11 protein-coding genes are annotated in these 24,874 nt (G+C 32.2%); 9 read left to right on the top strand and 2 right to left on the bottom strand.

The genetic code is table 11. The features are described from left to right. Positions 1-11: 11 nt before the first annotated feature. On the bottom strand, positions 12-4,070 hold the full coding sequence (locus tag GQR92_RS09840; protein WP_158839184.1) for a sialidase family protein: 4,059 nt from the start codon (positions 4,068-4,070) through the stop codon (positions 12-14). Between the two features lie 351 nt (positions 4,071-4,421). Between GQR92_RS09840 and GQR92_RS09835 the strand changes: the two genes are divergently transcribed. Beyond that, positions 4,422-5,924: a helix-turn-helix transcriptional regulator gene (locus tag GQR92_RS09835; protein WP_158839182.1), complete on the top strand. Its 1,503-nt coding sequence runs from the start codon at positions 4,422-4,424 to the stop codon at positions 5,922-5,924. Positions 5,925-6,341: 417 nt separating this feature from the next. Here the strand turns inward: GQR92_RS09835 and GQR92_RS09830 are convergent, their stop codons facing one another. Further along, entirely contained in the window at positions 6,342-14,858 is an 8,517-nt protein-coding gene (locus GQR92_RS09830) for a T9SS type A sorting domain-containing protein (protein WP_158839180.1), read from the bottom strand. Between the two features lie 324 nt (positions 14,859-15,182). Between GQR92_RS09830 and GQR92_RS09825 the strand changes: the two genes are divergently transcribed. From GQR92_RS09825 to dtd, 8 genes are all read left to right on the top strand, one after another. Continuing rightward, a complete protein-coding gene (locus tag GQR92_RS09825) occupies positions 15,183-17,114 on the top strand; it encodes a protein-disulfide reductase DsbD family protein (RefSeq protein WP_158839178.1) in 1,932 nt (643 codons plus the stop codon). A gap of 42 nt (positions 17,115-17,156) precedes the next feature. Next, a complete protein-coding gene (locus GQR92_RS09820) occupies positions 17,157-18,650 on the top strand; it encodes an aminotransferase class V-fold PLP-dependent enzyme (protein WP_158842093.1) in 1,494 nt (497 codons plus the stop codon). A gap of 311 nt (positions 18,651-18,961) precedes the next feature. Next, on the top strand, positions 18,962-19,786 hold the full coding sequence (locus tag GQR92_RS09815) for a prephenate dehydratase (RefSeq protein WP_158839176.1): 825 nt from the start codon (positions 18,962-18,964) through the stop codon (positions 19,784-19,786). Positions 19,787-19,796: 10 nt separating this feature from the next. After that, positions 19,797-20,939 carry a pyridoxal phosphate-dependent aminotransferase gene (locus tag GQR92_RS09810; protein ID WP_158839174.1) on the top strand — a complete coding sequence of 381 codons (1,143 nt, stop codon included), beginning with the start codon at positions 19,797-19,799 and terminating at the stop codon, positions 20,937-20,939. Between the two features lie 73 nt (positions 20,940-21,012). Next, entirely contained in the window at positions 21,013-21,864 is an 852-nt protein-coding gene (locus tag GQR92_RS09805) for a prephenate dehydrogenase (RefSeq protein WP_158839172.1), read from the top strand. A gap of 21 nt (positions 21,865-21,885) precedes the next feature. After that, a complete protein-coding gene (locus GQR92_RS09800) occupies positions 21,886-22,968 on the top strand; it encodes a bifunctional 3-deoxy-7-phosphoheptulonate synthase/chorismate mutase type II (RefSeq protein WP_158839170.1) in 1,083 nt (360 codons plus the stop codon). 437 nt (positions 22,969-23,405) lie between these two features. Then, positions 23,406-24,371: a ribosome small subunit-dependent GTPase A gene (gene rsgA / locus GQR92_RS09795; RefSeq protein WP_158839168.1), complete on the top strand. Its 966-nt coding sequence runs from the start codon at positions 23,406-23,408 to the stop codon at positions 24,369-24,371. Between the two features lie 3 nt (positions 24,372-24,374). After that, positions 24,375-24,827 carry a D-aminoacyl-tRNA deacylase gene (gene dtd, locus GQR92_RS09790; protein WP_158839166.1) on the top strand — a complete coding sequence of 151 codons (453 nt, stop codon included), beginning with the start codon at positions 24,375-24,377 and terminating at the stop codon, positions 24,825-24,827. Positions 24,828-24,874: the final 47 nt, after the last annotated feature.

The following is a 24,874-nucleotide window of genomic DNA, read 5'->3' as shown; positions in this document are numbered from 1 at the left end:
TATTAATATTATTAATTTATAATTATTTTTTTAGAAACTGATTTTCCTTCAGAAGTAACCTTTACAAGGTAAACACCTTTAGAAAAACCGTTTAAATCTACTGGACTAAATTTGTTTGAAGTTTGGTTTTGATTAAAAACACGTTTACCGTTGATGTCAAATAAATCAATTTTTAGGCTACCAGTTGTTCCGTTAATTTGTAAAGAATTATTGTTATTATAAATCTGAATTTTAGTTGCATCAATATCAACAACATCTAATACTTGTTTAGAAAAATGAACATAAAAACGTCCAAAACCACTAGCATCACTAGTTAATGTTAATGTGTAGTTTTCTGTTTCGCTTAATTGATAAGAACTACCTGTTTCTTTATCTTCTAAAAAGATTTTAATACCTTCTGGTAAGTTACTTGCTAAAGCAGAAAACATAATTTTATCATTAGCTTTTCCAGTAAGGTTTAAAGGAACTATTTGATTTTCGTAATCGTTATTAGGTATAGACTGTATTGTGTAATCTTTATCGCTAGAGTTGTCTAATAACTTAGTTGTTAAATCAAATGCAGACGAGTTGAAATTTACAATATCTTTTCCTGCATCAAACCCTATAGTTGCATCTTTAGAAAAGATAACATTGGTGTTTACTTTTATTTCTCCTTTTGTAATAAATAATTTTATAAAAGGTGTTGTTTCTGCTGTTTTACTAAAAGTATGACTGCCTGTTAAAGATGTTTTAGTGCCTAAATATGCATTGTTAAAAGCAACCATTTCGTCAGTTCCTGAAGGTTTCATTTTTATAAAAAATCCTTGTCCTGGTGTTAGTACTTTTATATCTGCAGAAGCATCATTTGTAAAAGCAACATATTTTTCTTGGCTGCTTTCCCAAACATATACAGCAGGTGCATCAATGGCAAGTTTTGCTGTATTTTCTAAAACAAAATCTCCAGAAGTACCTTTATTAGCTGGGTAATATGCTGTGTAAGGATTACCAACTGCCACCCATTTATCATGCGTAGCATTTATGTTTAAAGAACCTGTTTGTATAGTACCTGTAAAGCTTACTTGTCCTGTAGTTGTATTAGTACTTCTAGATACTGAATATCCAATACCTTTTTCAAATTGAACTCCATTACCAACATTTACATCAAAATACTCCCATTTCTCGCCTGCATTATTGGCATCATTATATTTAGCAATTGCATATCTATTTGGATCTGTACCAGTATCTGTATTCTTTCTGATATCATTACCTGCGTTTTCAGCAAAATCTTTAACCGTTTGACCTGAAACAGGAGGCGTAATAAGATTCCATTTGTTATCGATTAAACCACCTCTAACATAGGTTATGTTACCTGTGCTATTTCCTTTTACAATTAATACACCACTATCAGCTGCATCAGAATAGATGTTTACAGCGCTATTTGCAGAATTTGAATCAAAATTATTTTCAATTGTTAAATCGGCATTTTTTTCAATATATAAAAAGCCACTATCTGCAATTTCTATAGATTTTGCAACTGCTCCATTAGAATCTAAAGTTACCTCTTCGGCCGCTTTTATAAAAACATCGTCTGTAGTTGTAGGTAAAGTTTTACCTTCCCAACTAGAAACATCTGACCAATATACGTTTGCAGGATCAGTATTGTCAAAATATTTTTGGTCATTATATACCCACATTCCTCTACCAAAAGTACCTACATAAATGTTTCCGTTATTTGGACTTATCTTAATATCACTGATTCTTACATTTGGCAAATCTGTACCTAGTTTAGACCAATTAGTAGTAGAGTTGTCAGTAAAATAAACACCTATTTCTGTAGCTAAATAAATAGTTTCATTATTTTTATTAGGGTCTAAAATAACTTTAAACATAATGATATTAGGTAAGTTACCGCTAATATTTGACCAAGTATTTCCGTTATTTGTACTTTTATACACCTTGTTTCCTGCACTGTAACTTTTTACTGTTGCATATACTGTGTTTGTATTAGGTACGGCATATACACTATTAATCTTAACACCACTAGGGCTTGCTATGGTAGACCAAGTTGCTCCGTCATTTACACTTCTTTTAAGTGTAGAAACTTCTGCAACTTCTCCAATTGCAAATATTCTAACAGCAGCATTATTAAGAGAAACGTCTAAAAATTCTGTTTTTGTTAATCCCGAGTTAAGCGCTGTAAAAGTATCAGAGTCTGATGGATTATATTCAAGGTCAACATTACCTCCTTTATCTGTAGTTCTTTTTACATCTCCATGACCTACATATATGATGTTAGCGTTTGTTGGATGCGTAGCTATAGGAGAAATAAATGATGCATTTGCTTCGTCTGATCTAAGAATTTTAATAGCAGAATCATACCCATCTGCATACCCATTATCGGTTCTATTTAATTGTCCATTTGTTCCCCCTAGGTATCTTATATTCGGGTTTGAAATATCTATAGCTGTTGCTGTTCCATCTCCTGCAACTGCGGCAACCCATTTTTGTGTTCCGCCTTGTAAAACTTTAGAAAAACCATCATTATCTTGGTTTGCCATCATATAATCATCGCCATTTAAACCATGAGTAATTGCAATATTATAAGATTGTGTTATAATTAATCCGCTAGAAATATCAGGGAAATCTGCATCTGAAGCTGGTGAAAAAGACCCCATTCTAAGTCCTGCATCATTTCCATTAATAATATGAGTATCATCTGTAAATAATAAAAAGTGATGATCTGCATGCACGTGAATTTGACCAGCAGGTAGTGGATTAGAATATGCATTTAAAATAGGAGTAAAAGTATCTCCATTATCTGTAGACTTCCATCCTTGTACACCACCCACCATTAAGTTCTCTTCATCGGCTGGAGAAAGTGCGATACATTGTATATACCCATGTTGAGAATCAAATGGTGTGTCAGTACCAAAAATTTTTGCTGTAACATGTTTAGATTTAATTAAATCTGCAGCAGTGTTATCAAAAGCAAATCGATATTTTTTGAACATACCATTTTGATCTATTCCATAAAAATGATCGGTATCTGCTGGTGTGGTTGCAAGTCTTAATATGTTTTGTGTTGGATAATTTCCTCCCGCATCTGCAGCTTTGAATACAGTATGTTGTACAAAACTGTTTCCCGCATCAGTAGAATACCATAAGCCTCCCCAAACATCAGAAACAACAATATTGTTAGTGATAAGTGGTTGAAAAACAATTGTTTGAAATTCTTCAAAATAATCATTTGCATGCGTAAATGTTGCATCGTACCATGTAGCACCACTATCTGTAGATTTTCTTATTCTGTCATTTGTTAAAGCAAGAATTGTAGTAGATGTTCCAGGAAGAAAACTGATATCTCTAATGTATTCATTATCACTTAGTGAAAAACTGAAATCAGGTAAAACTGTCCAAGTGTCTCCAGCATCAGTTGACTTAAATAAACCTATAGAGCTAACGTGTTTGCTATCTCTATCTCCAGTTGCCATATAGAGAATATTTGTATTTGTTGGATCTATGATGATATCTGTAACTCCCATACCAGCAAGATTATCAGTTTTTGGAGACCATGTAATTCCTTTATCTGTGGTTTTCCATAATCCACCGGAAGGAGTACCTACATACATAATATCTGAATCTGTTGGATCTACCGCTACAATATCTACTCTACCAGGACCAGGGTAATCGAAGTTTCCATTTTTAGTTACAATTTCTGTTGGTCCAATTTGTGTCCAAGGTTTTGTTGTAGAAGAAGATCTTGCTAGTGTATTAGCCTTGTTTTCTAATAAATTTAAATAGTCTTGTTTGTTTACTGCTTCTTTAGGAAAAGTACCGTCTGCATTTACTCTATCTTTCCAAATCCAAACCCAACGTTCAAATTGTTTTTTTTCTTTTTTCTCTAATCGAGTTTCAGCTTTTCTTGAGTATTTGCTTTTTTCTATAAACTGCTTTCTTGTTTTATTTACAATCTCATAAAAATTACTATTCTTTAAAGCTGCCTCTTTTTTATAATTTATTGTTTGTGCCTTTACTTGAAAGCAACCAATAAAAAATAAAGTAAAATAAACGATGTGTAATACTTTTTTCATGTTCTATTTTATATTATAAAGTTTGTAAACAAATGTATTCTATTTTTTTTGATATCTTAATATCAGATAATTACGCTGCCCAAAATAAAACTACGCATAAACTACTCAAATAAAATTAAGTGTTTTTATGTCTTCTTTTTATATTAAATATAATAGGGTGTGTTTAAGCCTTAATGATAAAGGTAATTATAGGCTGTCTTTTATTTAAGCTTTTGTACTTTTGTTTTATAGTGTTTATTATTAATTTTTTTCAATATATTTTTTGTGTCAAAAGTTTTTCATTTTTTTTTAAAGTTCGTAATCGTCTTTTTCAGTATTCATTTTTACGCACAAAAAGCTGATAAAAGTTATTTGAAGTATATAGATTCTGCAAGTTCAAGAATTGATAACTTTCCTAAATTAGCCGAGAAATTTTTAGACTCTGTACCTAAACCTTTAGAAAGATCTATTAAAGGTCGTATTGCAGAATATTACCACCTTAAAGCTGTTTTAAGTAGCCATTTAAATCGTCAGGCAGAAATTTATCATTACAATATACTTTGTCTAAAATATGCAGAAAAGGAAAAAAATTATGAACTAGCTGGAGCTGCAAGTTTAGAGTTGTTTTATAATCTGTACATTATAAAAAAAGATACCACTGCTTTAAATTATTTAAAAAAATCTGAGGAGTTTTATACCTTAGATGATAATAAATTTGGTCTTGTAGATGTAATGCAAATGAGGGCATATATTAAGTTTTATAATAAAAAATACAAAGAAAGTAATCATTTAATTATTCCTGAATTAGATTATTATAAGTCTATAAAAGAAGATTCTTTTTATTATATGTATGCCTTGTTTATGGTTACTTCAAACTATGTTTATTTAAAAGATGAGGTGAATTTTAATAAGTATTACAGCGACTTTTTAGAGTTAGAAAAAGACACTACAATTTCAACATTATTGTATAAAATTCATGATGTTACAATAAATATTAGTTTAGCAGAAATGTACTTAGCAGAAAAGAAACTAGATTCAGTTTCTATTTATTTAGGGAAAGTTGATGGGATGCGTACTTACATGAATAATTCTGATAAGAAAAATCATTTTAAAAATTATGTTGCGTATTTTGATGCTTTGAAAGAGGAGAAAAGTAAAAATAATTATTTAGATTCTCTTAAATTTCTTCATGATGATCTGATTAAAGATAATATGGAAGCTAGTTTTAATATTAATGAATCATTTTTAGAAAACACTAAAATTTTAGAAGCTGAAACAGCAAAGAAAGATTTAAATAGAAATTGGATTATATTTTTAACGTGCTTATTAATTGGTGTTATTGTTGTGTTGGTTGTTAAATATAAAAGTGTTAAAAGGATTCTTTTAGAGTTTTCTAAACGAACTAAAGAATATTCTTTTCTTCAGAGTAACCATGATAAGTTAATGTTAAAAGTAAAAGGGCTAGAAAATTATATTGCTGACTTAAAAAAAGAAATTAAGAACATTTCCGTAATTACAAATATAGAAGAGCAAAGAAATAAAATTAAAGAATTCCATAAAGAAATTCATCTTAGTTCTTCTGTATTATTAGATAAGGGAGAAGATCATTTAGATTTAATAAATAATCTTAATGTAGCCTTTTTTAATGAAATACTAACAAAACACCCTGAGTTAAATTCTTCTGAAGTGATAATTTGCTATTACTTATTTATGGGGTTTAAGAATAAGGAAATTGGTGCATTTATAAATACATCTGTTAGGTCTGTAGAAAGTAAAAGATATAGAATTACAAATAAATTAGGAATTAAAGATAAAGGGGTTAAACTGGTTGATTATTTGACAGAAACCTTTAAGCAAACTACAGCTTTTTTATAGTGTATAATGCTTTATTTTAAAACAAAACAAAAGTTTATAAAAATAGTATTCTTCTCTAAAAATATAATTTTTTAATAATTAAGAGTTACGTATAATTATTTTGTGGAGGTTGAGAAATATTTTTTATTTAAACTACTGCATGAGGGGTTAATCTATATAATTTTGGTAGTTAATAAGTATACTATCTACAAAGTATTGTTATAGTAAAGAGGTGTTCTTATCAAATAAAATGTACTAGTTTTTTGATAAGTGTAAAAATAACTATAGAGAAAAGGGATTCAATCGTTGGGACTAATTGAAAAATTATAAAAGAGTTAAAATTTTTTTTAAAAAAAACTCTTACTAACCTTTTCTTTATAGTTTTTAATTTAATGTACATCTCTATTTGTTAAAAAAAATAGAGGTGTACACTTTGTTTTATTCAATTACTACTTTCTTGTTTATTGTGCCTTTATCAGTATTCATTTTTACAATGTAGATACCTGTTGGTATTTGTTTTCTGATTTCTAATTGGTACGTTTCTTTTTGTTCTTTAATATTCCAAAGAATAACTTTTTTACCAAGTATATCATATAACTCTACATTGTTTATGTTTACTTCTTGATTTTTAGAAATTACAATGTTGTGATTATCATTATCAGCATAAACGGTTGTTTGTTTAGCTAGTATATCATCTTCTAAATCAAGAGCGCTATCTGCTGCAACAAAAGCTAAAACAAACCTATCTGTGTAAGTACCTGCTTTTAATTGGTAAGTAGCACTTGCATTATTAATTTTATGTGTTTTACCTTTAAGTTTGTCTTTTATAAATACATCTCGATTAATGTTACTAATTTCATCTAGTACAATACTAATAACACTATTTTTACTTACTACAATTTCTAAAGGCACTTCTAAGTCATCAGAGATTTCTTGTACACCTGTTATAACATAACTATTAGCGTCGTTTGGAAATTTCCAATAGAAGTCTGTAGGATTCACATCGTACATTTGAGCATCATATCCGTTTTCATAAGCAAAAGAGGTTTCTTTACTAAAAGAAACTCCAATTTGACGGTGTAAACTACTTCCTATTGTATTAGAATAGTTCATACCAAGTTTTAAAATAGGTAACTCAGAACTAGATGTTTTTGTTTTAGACACTTTCTTTTCACTTTTTAGAAAGATAGAATTGCCTTCTCCTTCTGTTTTATATTCTCTTTGACTATTGTTGAAAAGAATTTTACCAGTGTTATGTCCTATTACAAAGAATCCTTGCGCAATAGCAATATAAGGTTCAGGGGTTTTAAATTTATTTGCATATTCTGGACCACCTGTATTTGAGGTACAAGCAATTTGTCCATCTTGATCTTTTAAGATTATTTTATCTATAAAAATTGGGTTTATAGAATTAGAACTAGAAGTTAACGTAACCTCACTTCCTGGTTCTATACACATGGCAAATTTTATTTCATTATAAGGCACAAACAATCCACTTACTGTAGTTGGAAAGGTAAATTCACCTCTTTCAATATTATTGATCTTAATTTTTAGATTTTTACTCCCAACAGCTCTATATATAATTCTTAATGAGTCTACTCCATTAGGAACATTAGAGAAGGATATTTGATCATTAAGGTTTAAGGAAACTTCATATTTACCAGTACCTAATCCAATAGGAAGTATAATTCCTCCATTTAATTGACTCGCATCTTCAGCTTCAAGCGTATTATTAGTTGGTTGACCTTTACCAAAATTAGCAGCGGTAGCCATTGTTATGTTTTGGGTAGCATAGCCACCAATATATCCACCAAAGTTATGTCCGATTGTTCCTGTAGCATTATTTTCAGCTACATGTTGCCAAAAGTAAAGCGTTGAAATTATGCTATTATTATCATCTATAAACTTTCTAGCATTTAATGCAGAGGGGAAAGGGTTTCCAATTAAATAGGATTGTCCTGCGCTTATTTCATAACTAGTATTAAATAGACCATCATTTGGTGTACCTGCAAATGTATAGTTTTGCTCTCTTCCTGGTCCTTTAAATGTATAACCGTCACCTCTATTTATTTCTCCACTTCTATATTTATGTAGCCAATTAGATCTTCCGTTACTACCTGCTGCATAAGTGTACACCCAGTAATCTGCTAAAGAAATACCGGTAGAGGTAATACTTCCATCATATCCTGTAACAAATGTAATGTCTTTTGGATTATTTGGCGTTGTACCATCTTTTAGTACTGTAGAAAGAGAATAAGTGTCTTTGTTTACAGTTGTTACAGGTGAACTCATATAGTTATAACGATACTTACTATCTACCTGTGAATTTTGATCTACAAATAGTTTTCCTTTGCCGGAAACTTCACTAGCATTAGTGTGTGTTTGTATCAATTGAGAAGTTTCACCAGTTAAGCGAATGTCTCCGTTTAATAGTATACTATTTGTAACTACTAATAAATTATCTATTATTCTTAGCTCTTTAGCTGAAATTACATCTAGTTTTCTAGCACTTAGTTTACTTCCAGAATGATTGTAGTTTTCATCAATTACAACGTAACGAGATCTGTCTGGAAAACCATTATCCCAAGTACCGTCTGAATTTGTAGTTGTTTCCTTAATTCTGTGTAAACCTAATAATGTATTAGCTTCTGTATTAGAATTTTCTATTTCGGAGATTAATGGTGCTTGAGAATGTCTTTTAGGACTACTGTCTCCTGAGCCATATCCAGATTGATATGTATGTATTGCATCGTCTATAAAAACAACCCATTCACTTTCTGTGTAAGTGCTATTAGGAACCAAAGTTTGATCAATTCTTACAACGGACGTGTTGTTCTCAATACTAGAAGCTACATCATATCTATTTGTCCATGAATACACATCGCTAGCAGATGAAAGTGTAATAACATCATTTCCTCCAATAAAATCGGTTAAATCTTTATTAGTTATAATGTTTGTCGTTCCTAAATTTGTAATAGAAGAGGTTATGTTGTTTTTAAATAAAACAGATTTACCTGCTTTTAATACAGAATTTACAATGCCTTCTGCATTTGGTTTTACACTTGCAAGAGCATCTATTTGACTAATTGTTTTGTCTTTATATAGTTGCACTTTAATTGTATTTGCAGGGATATCTGTTATACCTATGTTGGTTACTTCTATCCATCTTTCTGAGCCAAATTGATATACTTGTGTAATCATTGCGTCTGCAGCGCTTGGTACATCTCTATAATCAAGATTACCAGTAGCTGGGTTATTAGGATCAAAATCGTCATCTACATCACCAAAAGAATTTTTTAATGCTAATAAATTTTCTACTTTGTTATTAGGGCTTAAACCATCATTTACGGTGAAACCATTATTAGAATTGTCTACGTTATCATCGAAAGCATCATTTAAACCATCACCATCAGTATCTTTTAATTTACCGCCATCCATTTGAAGCACATTTTGTGGGTCTCCATTTTCTGCAATATCAAGAACACCATCATTGTCAGCATCTGTATCTAAATAGTCTGGTACATAATTAGCACCTGTATCACCATCGGTGTTTTCTGGTATTAAACCAATATTTGATCCAGATTCGTAAGCATCATCTACACCATTATTGTTGTTATCTATAATTCCGTTTCCTGTACCAGATGGTTTTTTGTAACCAACTGTTGTTTGTCCTTCAATATTATCAGGAATACCATCATCATCAGCATCAATGTCTAAAAAGTTTGGTTTTCCATCGTTATCAGCATCTCCTTTAACGTAAGAGTTTGGTTTTCCATCAGAATCTGTATCTGACCCTGTAATTAATAAAGGTGTATTCTGAATATTATCATCATAACCATCGTTATCAGTGTCGGCTAATAATTTATCATTAGCATTAATATTGTCTGTTTTACCATCTCTGTTGGCATCTGTACCGCCAGCTTCTATAATATCTACAATACCATCGTTGTCTGAATCTAAATCTAAATGATTAGGAATACCATCTTTATCGCTATCTGCTGTATTATAAGAGTTTGGTTTACCATCGCTATCAGTATCTGTACCTGTAACTACTAGTGCATTGTCTTTGTCGTTAGAAGTTCCAACTACTTGTCCGTCTACAGCATCATCAAAACCATCGTTATCTGTATCGTTTATTAATTTACCATTACTTCCAACATTGTCTACAATTCCATTTCCGTCCGTATCTATTCCGCCAGCTTCAATTAAATCTGGAATACCATCGTTGTCTGCATCTAGGTCTAGACTGTCTAATATACCATCGTTGTCTGTATCTCCATTAGGGTAGGTGTTTGGTCTACCATTATTGTTTGTATCAGATCCTGTAGTTATTAAAGCTTTTGCCTGGTTATTAGTTCCGTTAACATTACCGTCTACAGCATCATCAAAACCATCATTATCTACGTCGTTTATTAGTTTTCCATTTGTGTTATTAATGTTATCTACTAATCCATTTCCGTCAGTATCAATACCGCCAGCTTCTACTAAATCTGGAATACCATCATTATCTGAATCTAGATCTACATAATTAGGAATTCCGTCTCCGTCCTTATCTCCAGTAGTATAGGTATCTGGTTTACCATCGTTGTTTGAGTCCGTACTTCCTGTGATTATTAAAGCTTTGTCTATGTTAATAGCTCCGTTTACATCACCGTCTACATAATCATTAAAACCATCACCATCAATATCTGTAAAAGTATCTGCAATACCATTACCATCTGTATCTGTACCACCTGCTTCTACAACATCTGGAATACCATCGTTGTCTGAGTCTAAATCTTGTGTGTCTTTAATACCATCACCATCTGTATCTGGGTTTGTAATAGCATTTCCATTAGTACCACCTGTTACGTTAGTATCATAACGATCATCTAAACCGTCTTTGTCTTTGTCGTTTATTAAAGTACCGTTTGAGTTAATGTCATCTACTTTTCCGTTTCCATCGCTATCAATACCACCAGCTTCTATGATATCTGGGACACCATCATTGTCTGAGTCTAAGTCTAGGAAATCTAAGACATTATCTTTGTCTGTATCTCCATTAGGATACGTATTTGGTTTGCCATCACCATCTGTGTCAGTTCCAGTAACTATTAATGCATTATTTTGATTATTAGTACCGTTAACATTACCATCTACGGCATCATCAAAACCATCGTTATCTGCATCGTTTTTTAACGTACCATTAGTATTAATGTCATCTATTTTACCATCACCATTGGCATCAATACCACCAGCTTCTGTGATATCTGTAATACCATCGTTGTCTGAGTCTAAGTCTATGTGATTAGGAATACCATCACCATCAGTATCTCCAGTAGTATATGTGTCTGGTTTACCATCGTTGTTTGCATCTGTACTTCCAGTAATAATTAAAGCATTGTCTTTGTTATTAGGTGTACCAAGTTGGCCAACATCGCCATCAACAAGATCATCAAAACCATCATTATCTATATCGTTTTTTAGAGAACCATTAGGATTGATATTATCTGCAATACCATCTCCGTTTGTATCTGTACCCCCCGCTTCTACGATATCTGGAATACCATCATTGTCTGAATCTAAATCTTGAGTATCAGGAATGCCGTCTCCGTCTGAGTCTGGGTTTGTAATTGCATTTCCATTAGTTCCACCTGTTACGTTAGCATCGTAACGATCATCTAAACCATCTTTATCTTTGTCGTTTACTAATGTACCGTTGCTATTAATATCATCTACTTTTCCGTTTCCGTCAGTATCTATACCACCAGCTTCTACGATATCTGGAATACCATCGTTGTCTGAGTCTAAATCGAAATGATTTGGAACGCCATCACCATCTGTATCATATACATCTGGAATACCATTACCATCGGCATCTGTATAGTTTGTAGTACTACCATCTCCATTACCGTTATCATTAGTGTCTAAATAGTTAGGAATACCGTCTCCATCTTCATCACCTTCGGCAATGTTTCCTCCATTTTCAACAGTATCTGGTATGCCATCGTTATCATCATCTAAATCGATGCTGTCTGCAATGCCATCTTTATCGTTGTCTCTAATATCTCTATAATCAAGATTTCCTGTAGCAGGATTGCTAGGGTTAAAGTCATTATCTTCATCTCCAAAAGAGTTTTCTAAAGTAGTTAAGTTTGTTACTTTGTTGTTTGGACTTACACCGTCATTTACTGTAAATCCAGTATTAGGGTTGTCTGTGTTGTCATCAAAAGCATTATCTAAACCATCACCATCAGTATCGATTCCGGTAAGAACATTTTGTGGGTCTCCATTTTCTGCAATATCAAGAATGCCATCATTGTCTGAGTCTGAGTCTAAATAATCTGGTATTTTATCGCCATCAGTATCTACAGGGATAAAAACTTTATCACCTGCTTCATAACGATCATCTATACCATTGTTGTTACTATCTGCCATAGCAGTACCAACACCACTTGGAGCTATATAATCTGCAGTGGTTTGTACTTCTATATTGTCTGGAATACCATCATTGTCTGCATCAATATCTATATAGTCTGGTACACCATCGCTATCTGTAGATATTAGTGAGTTACCAGTACCGGCACTACTAGGAATTCCGTTAGTTGATTTAGTATTACCAACTTCTCCGTCTGCCATTCCATCATTATTTTCATCTACACCGCCAGTTTCTATAACGTCTGGAATACCATCGTTATCTGAATCTAAATCTAAACTGTTAGGAATACCATCACCATCTGAATCTGTGTTACATAATTGTCTTACTATAATGTCATCAATAGCTAAATCGTTTCCGTCTGTTGCTTTGGTGTTGTTTCTAATAACAACGGTAATGTTGCTACTATTTAGAGTTATTAAAGGAGCAATTGTTTTATAATACCTCCAAGCAGTACTACTACCTGCTGCTTTACGTACAATATTTCCTGTATTTACTGCAGGACCTAAAAGTGCTCCGTTTTGCCAAAGTTCTATTTGTATGTTTGGTAAAACTCGTTGTGGTACATTATTAATTACATTATCTACATCTAAATTTAGTACCCAAAATGATACGTCTAAATGTGCACCAGCAGCAACACCGGTTATTGTTTTCTGATAAATGACATCAAGTGTTTGACCTGCATTTACCATTAACATATTATCTCTGGTGGGTGTAAGGCTACCGCTAGTATGGTCTCCTATAGTTTGCCATTTTTCATTAGCCCAACTTGCTGATGTAGGTATGTTGTTAAATACAGCGTAAAAGTCATCTTCTAAATTACTGCTAAATGGATTATTTAATTCTAAATATGTGTAATTTGTAGTTATTCCTCCAGATAAAGGAGAACTAGTTGTAGCATTACCAACCCCAAAATCTTCATAAAGCAGAGGGGTACCACTATTACCACAAATATTTTCATCTACATCTAAAATACCATCGTTGTCATCATCTAAATCACAAATGTCGCTAATACCATCTCCATCAGTATCTAAGTTTCCAGAAGACTTTGCGTCACAACGGTTGCCTACAGTGATGTCGTCATTAGAACCACTACCATCATAGTTTGTAATAACAGTGTCGCTTGGAGATGAAACGGTAGCTGTAGCTGCATTGCTATAAGTACCTAAAGGTTCGTTTTCAGGGACATTTATGTCAAAGATAATAGTTACACTTCCTTTTCCATTAATATCAAAAGTACCCCAATTAAGTGTTGTATCTCCTATAGATGGTGTTGTTGTAGCTGTTTGTGTTGCTTTGTCTAACACTATGTTTGCTGTAGTTGCATACGTAAAACCAGGAGGTAAGATATCTTTTGCAGTTATTCCTTTTAAATCTACGTCAGTTACATTTTTTAAGGTAATTTCATAAGTACCGTTTTCACCTATATTAACATTAGGTGTTGTGGTTTTTTTATTCACCACCAATCCTCCTGTAGGTATTTTTAATACAAATAAATCAAACAGAATAAGGTCTCCAGTAGAACCTGCGCTTAATTCTAAGCTTGTAGTACCTGGGGTAAAATGACTATTAACAACATCAATATCCCAACCACCATAAGGGCTTCCTGCGCTAGCATTTGTACCAGGTGCAGGGTTTGAAACTCCTCCTGAATTTGCGAAATCTGGAGGAAAAGAACCAAATGCTGCATCTGAAGAATTTATAAACTCTCCATTCAAATTAGGAGATCCTTGCAAAGAAGCTACAGAGATGCTACCAGCAGTATCTCCGGAATGTACTTTGTAACCATCTACGGGTATTTTTATAGTTTCTCCTAAGAAGCCTTTTAAACCATCATATAGATATACTTGGTTGATACCACTCTCATCTGTTGGGGATTCATATACTACAACCATTTGCCAAGCTCTTACATTTTCTTGAGCGTAGGCACATGCTCCTTTTAATGCGTCATAATCATTTGTTAAAATGATATCTGCAGTATAGGTTCCTGCAGGGTTTGATAGTGCTAAAACATCGGCTGTTATATCTGCTAAATACCCTTCATACTTTAGATTTAAACCAATAAAAGGAACCGATTCTCTATAGCTTTTAATTTTATTTATGGTTTTTTTAGTTCCGTTAGGAAAAGTAACTGGAATAGAGGTTTTTAGCGGAGCATAACTTGTTATGTTAGGGTTGGTTCTACCATGTTTTACAAGGGCAAACCATTGTATATAGGCTGCTTTTATTACGGCATCTGCAGGTAGTGCTAAATTAGCGCTTGTGGCTGCTCCGTTGTTTTTAGCACATATAGAAAAATCGGTGCTATTTATATTGTATTTAATTTCACTATTCCCTATTTGTTTATATGTAAGGTTGGCACCAGAGAATTTCTTATAAAAACTAATGTTGTCATTTGTGTCTGCCGGTACCACTTGTGCATTCACAATAAATGAGGAGGTAAATAGCAGTGCTACAAGTAGTAACGTGCTTTTTGTTTTGTTTTTTAATAGGCGTTGAATTTCCCCAAATTCACATACCTGAAAAGTAGTTTTTTTCATGGTTTCTTTTTTTGAAAATGATTTTGGGGGAAGCGATAAATGTTTAAGGGGGGTGTTAAGATGAATCTTCTTAACGCTCGCAAATATACAAATAATTTGTTTTAAACAATAAAAAATAAAAAAAATCACATTTATTTTTTGTGAATTTTAAATTGTGATTTTATTTTTTTTCGTTTTGGTTATTTGCTAAAAAAAATGCTACTCTTTTGTTAAAATCTACTTTCGTTAAACTTAGTATTCTCTAATTATTTATCTTTGATAAGTGAAAGAAATTAAAGTAGGTAAGTGTCCTTTTAATCAGCCCTTTTATTATTGTTTTAATTTATGAAGAATATATTTATTTTTTTATTTCTAACATTTAGTTTAGGAATATTCTCTCAAATAGAAGATCCTGTAAAATGGTCTACGTCTGTAAAAAAAGTTTCTGATACAGAGTTTATTTTAATTTCAGAAGCTACTATAGAAAAGGGGTGGCATTTGTACTCACAAGATGTTCCGGATGATGGACCAATACCTACAACATTTACCTATGATGTTTCTAAAGGAAACTACTCTTTAAAAGGAAGTACAGAGGAAGAGGAAGGGCATACAGTAGATGACCCTGTTTTTGAGATGGAAATTAAGTTTTTCGAAAACAGTGCTATATTTAAACAAAGAATTAAAACGACTGCAGGCGTTAATACGATTAACGGAGTTGTGGAATTTATGGTTTGTGATGATTCTAAATGTTTAGCGCCAACAGAAATAGACTTGGTTTTTAAATTAAAAAATGGAGTTACAGAAGATGTTGTTTTAAATGCATCAGATGGTATGCCAACTGAAGAGGATTCTAGCTTGTTAATGTTGTTTTTTCTAAGTTTTTTAGGAGGGTTGGCAGCCTTGTTAACTCCATGTGTGTTTCCTATGATTCCGATGACGGTTAGTTTCTTTACAAAACAAAGTAAAACAAAAGCTGCAGGAATAAGAAATGCTATTATTTATGGCGTATCAATTATACTTATATATGTAGTTATTGGTTTAGCAGTTAGTGCTATTTTTGGTCCAGACGCTTTAAATGCATTGTCTACAAATGTTTGGTTTAATATTATCTTCTTTTTAATATTAGTGTTTTTCGCAGCATCCTTTTTAGGAGCATTTGAATTAGTTTTACCAAGTTCTTGGGGAACAAAAATAGACTCTAAAGCCGATAAAGGAGGTTTTGTTGGCATCTTTTTTATGGCATTAGCGTTGGCAATTGTTTCTTTTTCTTGTACAGGTCCATTAGTAGGTTCTGCTTTAGTAGCAGCAGCTACAACAGGAGAAAGGATTGCACCCATTGTAAGTATGTTAGGTTTTTCTACAGCAATTGCATTGCCTTTTGCGTTATTTGCAGCATTTCCTGGATGGTTAAATTCATTGCCAAAATCTGGCGGATGGTTAAACACGGTAAAAGTAGTTTTGGGGTTTTTAGAATTAGCTTTAGCTTTTAAATTTTTATCGAATGCAGACTTGGTTTTACAAGCACATTTATTAGAAAGAGAAGTATTTATAGCTATTTGGATTGCCATTTTTGGTACGTTAACCTTATATCTTTTTGGTAAAATACAATTACCACACGATTCTCCTTTAAAACATATTTCTGTTGGTAGGTTAAGTTTAGGTTTGGTAACGTTAACATTTACCTTATATCTATTTCCTGGTTTATGGGGAGCACCTTTAAATATAATTAGTGCATTTCCACCACCACAACATTATAGTGAATCTCCTTATGGAGTAGGTTATACGCAGATGGGAAGCGGAGGAACGGTATCTGAAATTCCTGAAGGAGCACATTTAATGGCACCTCATAATATTTTAGCTTTTAATGATTATGATAAAGGTTTGGCATATGCAAAAAAAGTAGGAAAACCAGTAATGTTAGATTTTACAGGGCATGCATGTGTAAACTGTAGAAAGATGGAACAAAATGTTTGGGTAAAACCAAAGGTTTTGAAAAGTATAAAAAATGATGTAATTTTAATTTCATTATATGTTGATGATAAACGTAAGTTAAAAGACGATGAAATTGTAGATTCTAAATTAAAACCTGGAAAGAAATTAAAGTATATTGGTCAAAAATGGAGCGAATTACAAACCATTAAATACAAAACAAATACACAGCCTTTTTATGTTTTAATAGATCATAATGAAGAAAACTTAATTAATCCTGTCGCGTACACTCCAAATGTAGATACTTATCATAGTTGGTTACAAGAAGGAATATCAAATTTTAAATAAACGTTCGTCTAATAAATGAATTTGAAACTTTTATAAGGTATGATGTCATCAAAAGAAAATATAGGGAAGTTAGATTTAGAGCAGTATTTTAATCAATTTAGAGAAAATATTGTGGGCATAAATCAAACGTTTCAATCTCCTTATGGAGAACAAAAATTGATTTATACAGACTGGACTGCAAGTGGCAGACTCTATGCGCCAATTGAAGATAAAATGCTGCATCAATTTGGTCCTTTTGTAGCAAATACCCATACAGAAACATCTACCTCAGGAGCAGCCATGACCTTGGCGTATCATGAAGCTAGAAACATTATTAAGCAACATGTAAATGCAACAAAAAATGATGTTTTAATTACGGCAGGTACGGGAATGACAGGTGCTGTCAATAAATTTCAACGTATTTTAGGATTAAAGGTTTCAGAAAAATTAAAGAATTATACAGAGATTCCAGAAGATTTAAAACCTATTGTTTTTGTTTCTCACATGGAGCATCATTCTAACCAGACTTCTTGGTTAGAAACTATTGCCGATGTTGAGGTTGTGCCTTGTAATAATGAAGGATTGTTGTGTTTAAAAGAGTTTGAAAAATGTTTTCAAAAACATCAAGCTAGAAAAATAAAAATAGTTTCCATAACCTCTTGTTCTAATGTAACAGGTATAGAAACTCCTTATCACGAAGTTGCAAAACTGATACATAGTTATAACGGATTGTGTTTTGTAGATTTTGCATGTTGTGCGCCTTATGTTGATATTAATATGCATCCAGAAGAAGAAGAAGAATATTTAGATGCCATATTTTTTTCTCCTCATAAATTTTTAGGAGGACCAGGGAGTTCTGGTGTGTTAATTTTTAATAAGAAATTGTATAAAAATACAATTCCGGATAACCCAGGTGGCGGAACCGTAAGTTATACAAACCCTTGGGGGCAACATGATTATTTTGATGACGTAGAAACAAGAGAAGATGGAGGAACACCTGGTTTTTTACAAACCATTAGAATTGCACTTTCTATTCAGTTAAAAGAAAAGATGGGCGTTGCAAACATCAAAAAAAGAGAAGAAGAAATTAACGAAGTTGTTTTTGATACTTTAGAAAGTCTACCTGGAGTTAAAATTCTAGCACCAAATCATAAAGAACGCTTGAGTATCTTTTCTTTCTATTTTGAAAAATATCATTTTAATATTGTTGTAAAGCTTTTAAATGACAGATTCGGAATTCAAACAAGAGGAGGTTGTTCTTGCGCAGGAACCTATGGACATTTTTTATTAAATGTAGATCATGCAACTTCTAATAGAATTAAAGATGAAATTTTACACGGCTGCAATACTCAAAAACCAGGTTGGGTCCGTTTGTCTGTGCATCCAACAATTACTACAGAAGAATTAAATTTTATCTGTGCATCTTTAAAAGATTTGACTGAAAATATTGAGGAATGGTCTAAAGACTATCAATATGAAGCAATTAAAAACGATTATAGCCATAAAACAGTTGCTCCAATAGAAAAAGAATTGGTAAAAGAGTGGTTTAAAATTTAGAATATTGTTTCTAAACCCTTTTTGGTTGAAGAATTTCATAATGGTAGCCTTGCATTTTATGTGATTTTTAATAATATGTCAATTATTTTATAAAAAATGCTATTTAATTTGTTTGTTTCAATTTAATCTTTAGATTTGTTCCTTTAAACAAAGAGAACACAAATGTTAAATAACTACTTTACTTGTTTCTATTTTTACTTTTACTTTTTTAGTAAGAGAGGAGACTTTGTAACATGTTGTTAACTAACATTCATATCATATAAAGTCTCGAATTTCATTCGAGGCTTTTTTTTTGACATTATTTAAAATTAATGAATAAAATTATAGCCATACAGGGAGCGGAAGGCTCAAACCACCATAAAGTTGCACGCGATTTTTATGGAACATCAATAGACTTAAAAGAATGCATGTCTTTTGATGTCTTGGTAGATAGTTTGTTAGACAACTCTGCAGATTTGGGTATTATGGCTTTAGAGAACACTATTGCAGGTTCTATTATACCTAATTATGCTTTAATAGATCAAAATAATCTTCATATTATAGGAGAAGAATACTTAAATATTCATCATCATTTAATGGCTTTAAAAGGTCAGGGGATTGAAGATATAAAAGAAGTTTGGTCGCACCCAATGGCATTGCTACAGTGTAAAGAGTTCTTTAAAAAGTATCCTCATATTAAATTAGTAGAAGATGTAGATACGGCAGAGGTTGCTAAAAGAATATCTAAAGAAAATTTAATAGGTATTGCAGCAATTGCACCACAAATAGCAGCAGAAATTTTTGATTTGGAAGTGATAGAAGATGAACTTCAAACCATAAAAGACAACTCTACACGTTTTGTAATTGTACAAACAGAAAAGCCCGCTGTTGATGAAGAAGTAAATAAAGCATCCTTAAAGTTTCAATTGAATCATAAAAGAGGAAGTTTAGCAGCCATCTTAAATGTAATGAGCGATTGCAAAATGAACTTAACAAAAATTCAATCTTTACCAGTTATAGAAACTCCTTGGAAATATTCTTTTTTTGTGGATGTAACTTTTGAGGCATATAAAGATTACGAAAAAGCACAAGCTATTATAGAAATAATGGCAGAAGAATTCAAGATTTTAGGAACTTATAAAAACGGGAGAAAATAGCGCAGTTATTATGATTAAACCAGCCAAAAGATTAGATACAGTTCAAGAATACTATTTCTCTAAAAAATTAAGAGAAGTTAGAGGATTAGTAGCAGCAGGTAAACCAATTATTAATATGGGAATTGGGTCTCCAGATTTGCAACCACCAACTACGGTTTTAGAAGCAATTCAAGGTAGTTTAGGAGATGCAAGTGCGCATAAATATCAATCTTATCAAGGATTGCCAGAATTAAGAAATGCGATTGCTACTTTTTACAAAAACAAGTTCTCTGTAGATTCAAACCCAGAAAATGAAGTATTGCCTTTAATGGGAAGTAAAGAAGGGATTATGCATATATCTATGGCTTTTTTAAACGAAGGCGATAAAGTATTAATTCCCAATCCTGGATATCCAACCTATACTTCTGTAACCAAGTTGGTAGGCGCAGAACCTCTTTTTTATAATTTAAGTGATGCTAACAATTGGCAACCAAATTTTGAAGAATTAGAAGCACAAGATTTATCAGATGTAAAAATTATGTGGGTAAATTATCCGCACATGCCAACAGGTACAAACGCAACTTTAGAAACATTTAAAAAGTTGATTGCTTTTGGTAAAAAACATCATATTTTAATTATTAATGACAATCCGTATAGTTTTATTTTAAATGATAATCCTATTAGTATTTTACAAGTAGAAGGCGCAAAAGACATTGCTTTAGAATTAAATTCTTTAAGCAAGACCTTTAATATGGCAGGTTGGAGAGTTGGAATGGTAATCGGAAAAGAATCTTACATCAACGAGATTTTAAAGGTAAAATCTAATATGGATTCTGGTATGTTTTACGGAATTCAAAAAGGAGCCATAGAAGCATTACAATTATCAGACGATTGGTTTTTAGCACAAAATAAAATATACGAAGAACGTAGAAACTTAATTTGGCAATTGGCAGACAAATTGGATGCTGTTTATAATAAAAATTCAACAGGATTATTTGTTTGGGCAAAAATACCAGCAGGTAAAAAATCTGAAGAAGTAACAGATGCTGTTTTATACGATCATGATATTTTTATTACACCAGGAACCATTTTTGGTTCTCAAGGAGAAGGTTATATCCGTTTTTCATTGTGTGTAACAACCGATATCATTAAAGAAGCAATTTCAAGGCTATAAGCTATAAGCTATAAGCAATAAGCTTTAAACTCTGGGCATAAAGCCTAGAGCCTAAGGCATAAAGCAAAAATAAATGAAAAATATATACATGATTGGTATTGGTTTAATAGGCGGTAGTTTTGCTATCGATATTAAAAAAAACAATCCAGATGTTGTAATTCACGGAATTAGTAGAAAAGACGAAACCTTAAACAAGGCATTAGAATTAAACCTAATTGATAAGAAGGCAACTTTAGACGATATCGAAAATGCAGACTTGGTAATTGTATCAATTCCGGTAGATGCTACCGTAAAATTATTACCAACAATTTTAGATAAAATTTCTGATAATGGTTTGGTTGTTGATGCTGGGTCAACAAAAGAAGCAATTTGTAAAGCAGTTGAACATCATCCAAAAAGAAGAAATTTTTTAGCATGTCACCCAATTGCAGGGACAGAAAATTCTGGACCAACAGCGGCTATTTCTGGCTTATACGTTGGAAAAACGAACATTATCTGCGAAGTAGAAAAGACAACTTTTAAACTTCAAGAAAAAGCATTAAAGCTTTTTATGGACATTGGGATGCGTATTCGTTACATGGATCCGGTTTCTCATGACAAGCATATTGCGTATGTTTCGCACTTATCTCACATAAGCGCATTTATGTTAGGTAAAACGGTCATTGATAAAGAAAGAAACGAGCGCGATATTTTTGATATGGCAGGTTCTGGTTTTGCATCTACAGTGCGTCTGGCAAAAAGTTCGCCAGCAATGTGGACACCAATTTTTGAACAAAACAAAACAAACGTAATAGAAACGTTAGAAGAGTACATCAATAATTTACAACATTTTAAAGAGTTGATGCAACAAGATAATTTCTCTGAAATTTTTAACGAAATGGAGAACACAAATTATATAAAGCAAATTTTAAACGGCATAAAATAATAAGCCACAACAAGTAGAAAAATGGAGAATACAAAAGAATTAAGAACATGGTTGGACGATATGAAATTAAATCATCCACTAGTAATAGCAGGGCCTTGTAGTGCAGAAACCGAAGAACAGGTTTTAAAAATTGCACACGAACTAAAAGATTCTGATGTAAGCTATTTTAGAGCAGGAATATGGAAACCAAGAACAAGACCAGGAATGTTTGAAGGTGTTGGTGAGATTGGTTTACACTGGTTAAAGAAAGTAAAAGAAGAAACAGGTATGAAAACCTGTACAGAAGTTGCAAATGCAGCACATGTAAAGTTAGCTTTAGAGCACGATGTAGATTTATTATGGATTGGTGCACGTTCTACAGTATCACCTTTTATTATGCAAGAAATTGCAGACGCTTTAGCAGGTACAGATAAAATTGTATTAGTAAAAAATCCAGTAAATCCAGATTTAGCTTTATGGTTAGGTGGTATCGAAAGATTATATACTGCAGGTATTAAAAATCTTGGAGCAATTCACAGAGGATTTTCAACATACGAAAAATCAAAATATAGAAACACACCAGAATGGCAATTAGCTATTGAGTTTCAAAATAAATTTCCAGACTTACCATTAATCAACGATCCTTCTCATATTACAGGAAAGAGAGATATGATTTTTGATGTTTGTCAAACAGCTTTAGATTTAAACTTCGACGGTTTAATGATAGAAACTCACTTTGATCCAGAAAATGCTTGGTCTGATGCAGCACAACAAGTAACGCCAGATGCTCTAAAGCAAATAATGCAAGACTTAAAAGTTAAAAAGGAAACTGAAACTGCAGTTAGTTACAGAGAGCCTTTAGAAAACTTAAGAGCTCAAATTAATGTAGTAGACGATCAGTTAATCGATTTATTAGGTAAAAGAATGCAAGTTGCAGACAAAATAGGTCAATTAAAGAAAGATCAAAACGTAGCTGTTTTACAATCACGTCGTTGGAACGAGATTTTAGGAAACATGGTTATGGAAGGTAGTAGCAAAGGTTTAAGTGAAGAATTTGTTTTAAAAATGTTTAAAGCAATTCACCAAGAATCTATCGTTCACCAAGAAAAAATTATCAACGGATAGTTTTTTAAACATAGAATTTTATTTAAAACACCTTCAGATTTTTATAATTTGATGGTGTTTTTTTTTGGGCGTTACCACACAAAAAAGTGTGGTCAGGCTTTCGCACTCGCTTTTTTTGTAACAAAACAAAAAAGAGCTCAAACAATTGCTCAATCCTTAACGCGTAGTGTTAACCTAGAATGGAAGTTTTTTTAAGATTACCAACAACATATTCAGGCCTCACAGGTTTTTAAAACCTGTGAGGCCTATATGGACGCAAGGAGAAATCCCGTAACAGTAATCAGATAAACCCAACCAAACTTTATGTAATTTCTCTCTCTGTTCAAAAGAACAAACTATACATAATCAAAGAGAAAGTAGTATTAAAAATTGATGAACATCGATCAATTTCAACCCAATTTTTCTTAAATCAATTTTAATTCTGCATCTTTGTACTAATGACAGGAATCGTATACAAATCTACAGGAAGCTGGTATCAAGTAAAAGCAGATAACGGCGAATTTTACAAATGTAGAATCAAAGGGAAATTCAGAATTAAAGACATCAAAAGTACCAACCCAATTGCGGTAGGTGATAAAGTGGTGTTCGATTTAGAGAAAAAGAACGATGAAGAAACTGGGGTTATTAAAAAGATTTTAGATAGAGATAACTTTATTGTTAGAAAATCTGTAAACCTTTCTAAGCAAACACATATTATTGCTGCCAATATAGATCAAGTTTTTTTACTGATTACCATTAATAATCCACCAACATTTGCCACTTTTATAGATCGTTTTTTAGTATCAGCAAGAGCTTATAGAATAGACACTATTTTAGTTTTTAATAAAATAGATTCTTATCAATTAGAAGAAAGAGCAGAGATTCTGTATTTAAAAGATATTTACGAAGCAATTGGTTATCGTTGTGTAGAGGTTTCTGCAACAGAAAACACAAACATAGATACCATTAAAGAGTTAATGACAGGCAAGACATCTATGTTTGTTGGGCATTCTGGTGTTGGTAAATCTACTTTAGTAAACGCTATAGAACCTACTTTAAATTTAAAAACGAAAGAAATTTCTGATCAACATAGCCAAGGGAAACATACTACTACCTTTGCAGAAATGTTTGATCTAGGTTTCGATGCTAGAATTATAGACACTCCAGGTATTAAAGGTTTTGGAGTTGTAGATATTGATAAATACGAGTTAGGAGATTATTTTCCTGAATTTTTTGCCTTAAAACAAGATTGTAAATTCAATAATTGCATTCATACCAAAGAACCACAATGTGCTGTAAAAGAAGCTTTAGAAGAAGAGCGTGTTTCTTGGTCTCGTTATAAAAGTTATCTTCAAATTTTAAGTGGAGATGAAGATAAAGAGCATTTTAGAACCGATGTTTGGAACGAAGAAGATAATGAATAAGTCATGAAAATTGTAATTCAACGTGTATCTGAGGCAAGTGTAACCATAGAGAACCATAAGGTTGCAGAAATAAAAAACGGACTTTTAGTTTTATTGGGTATTGTAGAAGATGATAATCAGGAAGACGTTAATTACTTGGTTAGAAAAACTGCCAACCTTCGTGTTTTTAATGATGAGAATGAAGTAATGAATAAATCGCTTATAGACATTGCAGGAGAAGCAATTGTAGTAAGCCAGTTTACGTTGCAAGCAGCTACCAAAAAAGGAAACAGACCCAGTTATATTAAAGCAGCCAAACCAGATATTGCTATTCCTTTGTACACAAATTTTGTACAAAGGTTAGAAAAAGAAATTGGTAAAAAAGTACAAACGGGTCAGTTTGGTGCAGATATGCAAGTAGCCTTGGTAAATGATGGTCCGGTTACAATTATCATCGATTCTAAAGTAAAAGAGTAAACACTCTAAAATAGCAAAACTGTTAATTTTATCAAAAAAGTATTAAT

This window comes from Polaribacter sp. L3A8, from assembly GCF_009796785.1.
Lineage (GTDB): Bacteria > Bacteroidota > Bacteroidia > Flavobacteriales > Flavobacteriaceae > Polaribacter.
This window is presented reverse-complemented; position numbering and strand designations above follow the sequence as displayed.

Coding starts and splice junctions, on each gene's coding strand:
- GQR92_RS09840 (WP_158839184.1), bottom strand. CDS start 4,070: ATGAAAAAAGTATTACACATCGTTTATTTTACTTTATTTTTTATTGGT.
- rsgA (WP_158839168.1), top strand. CDS start 23,406: ATGACAGGAATCGTATACAAATCTACAGGAAGCTGGTATCAAGTAAAA.
- GQR92_RS09830 (WP_158839180.1), bottom strand. CDS start 14,858: ATGAAAAAAACTACTTTTCAGGTATGTGAATTTGGGGAAATTCAACGC.
- GQR92_RS09815 (WP_158839176.1), top strand. CDS start 18,962: ATGAATAAAATTATAGCCATACAGGGAGCGGAAGGCTCAAACCACCAT.
- GQR92_RS09805 (WP_158839172.1), top strand. CDS start 21,013: ATGAAAAATATATACATGATTGGTATTGGTTTAATAGGCGGTAGTTTT.
- GQR92_RS09800 (WP_158839170.1), top strand. CDS start 21,886: ATGGAGAATACAAAAGAATTAAGAACATGGTTGGACGATATGAAATTA.
- dtd (WP_158839166.1), top strand. CDS start 24,375: ATGAAAATTGTAATTCAACGTGTATCTGAGGCAAGTGTAACCATAGAG.
- GQR92_RS09810 (WP_158839174.1), top strand. CDS start 19,797: ATGATTAAACCAGCCAAAAGATTAGATACAGTTCAAGAATACTATTTC.
- GQR92_RS09825 (WP_158839178.1), top strand. CDS start 15,183: ATGAAGAATATATTTATTTTTTTATTTCTAACATTTAGTTTAGGAATA.
- GQR92_RS09820 (WP_158842093.1), top strand. CDS start 17,157: ATGTCATCAAAAGAAAATATAGGGAAGTTAGATTTAGAGCAGTATTTT.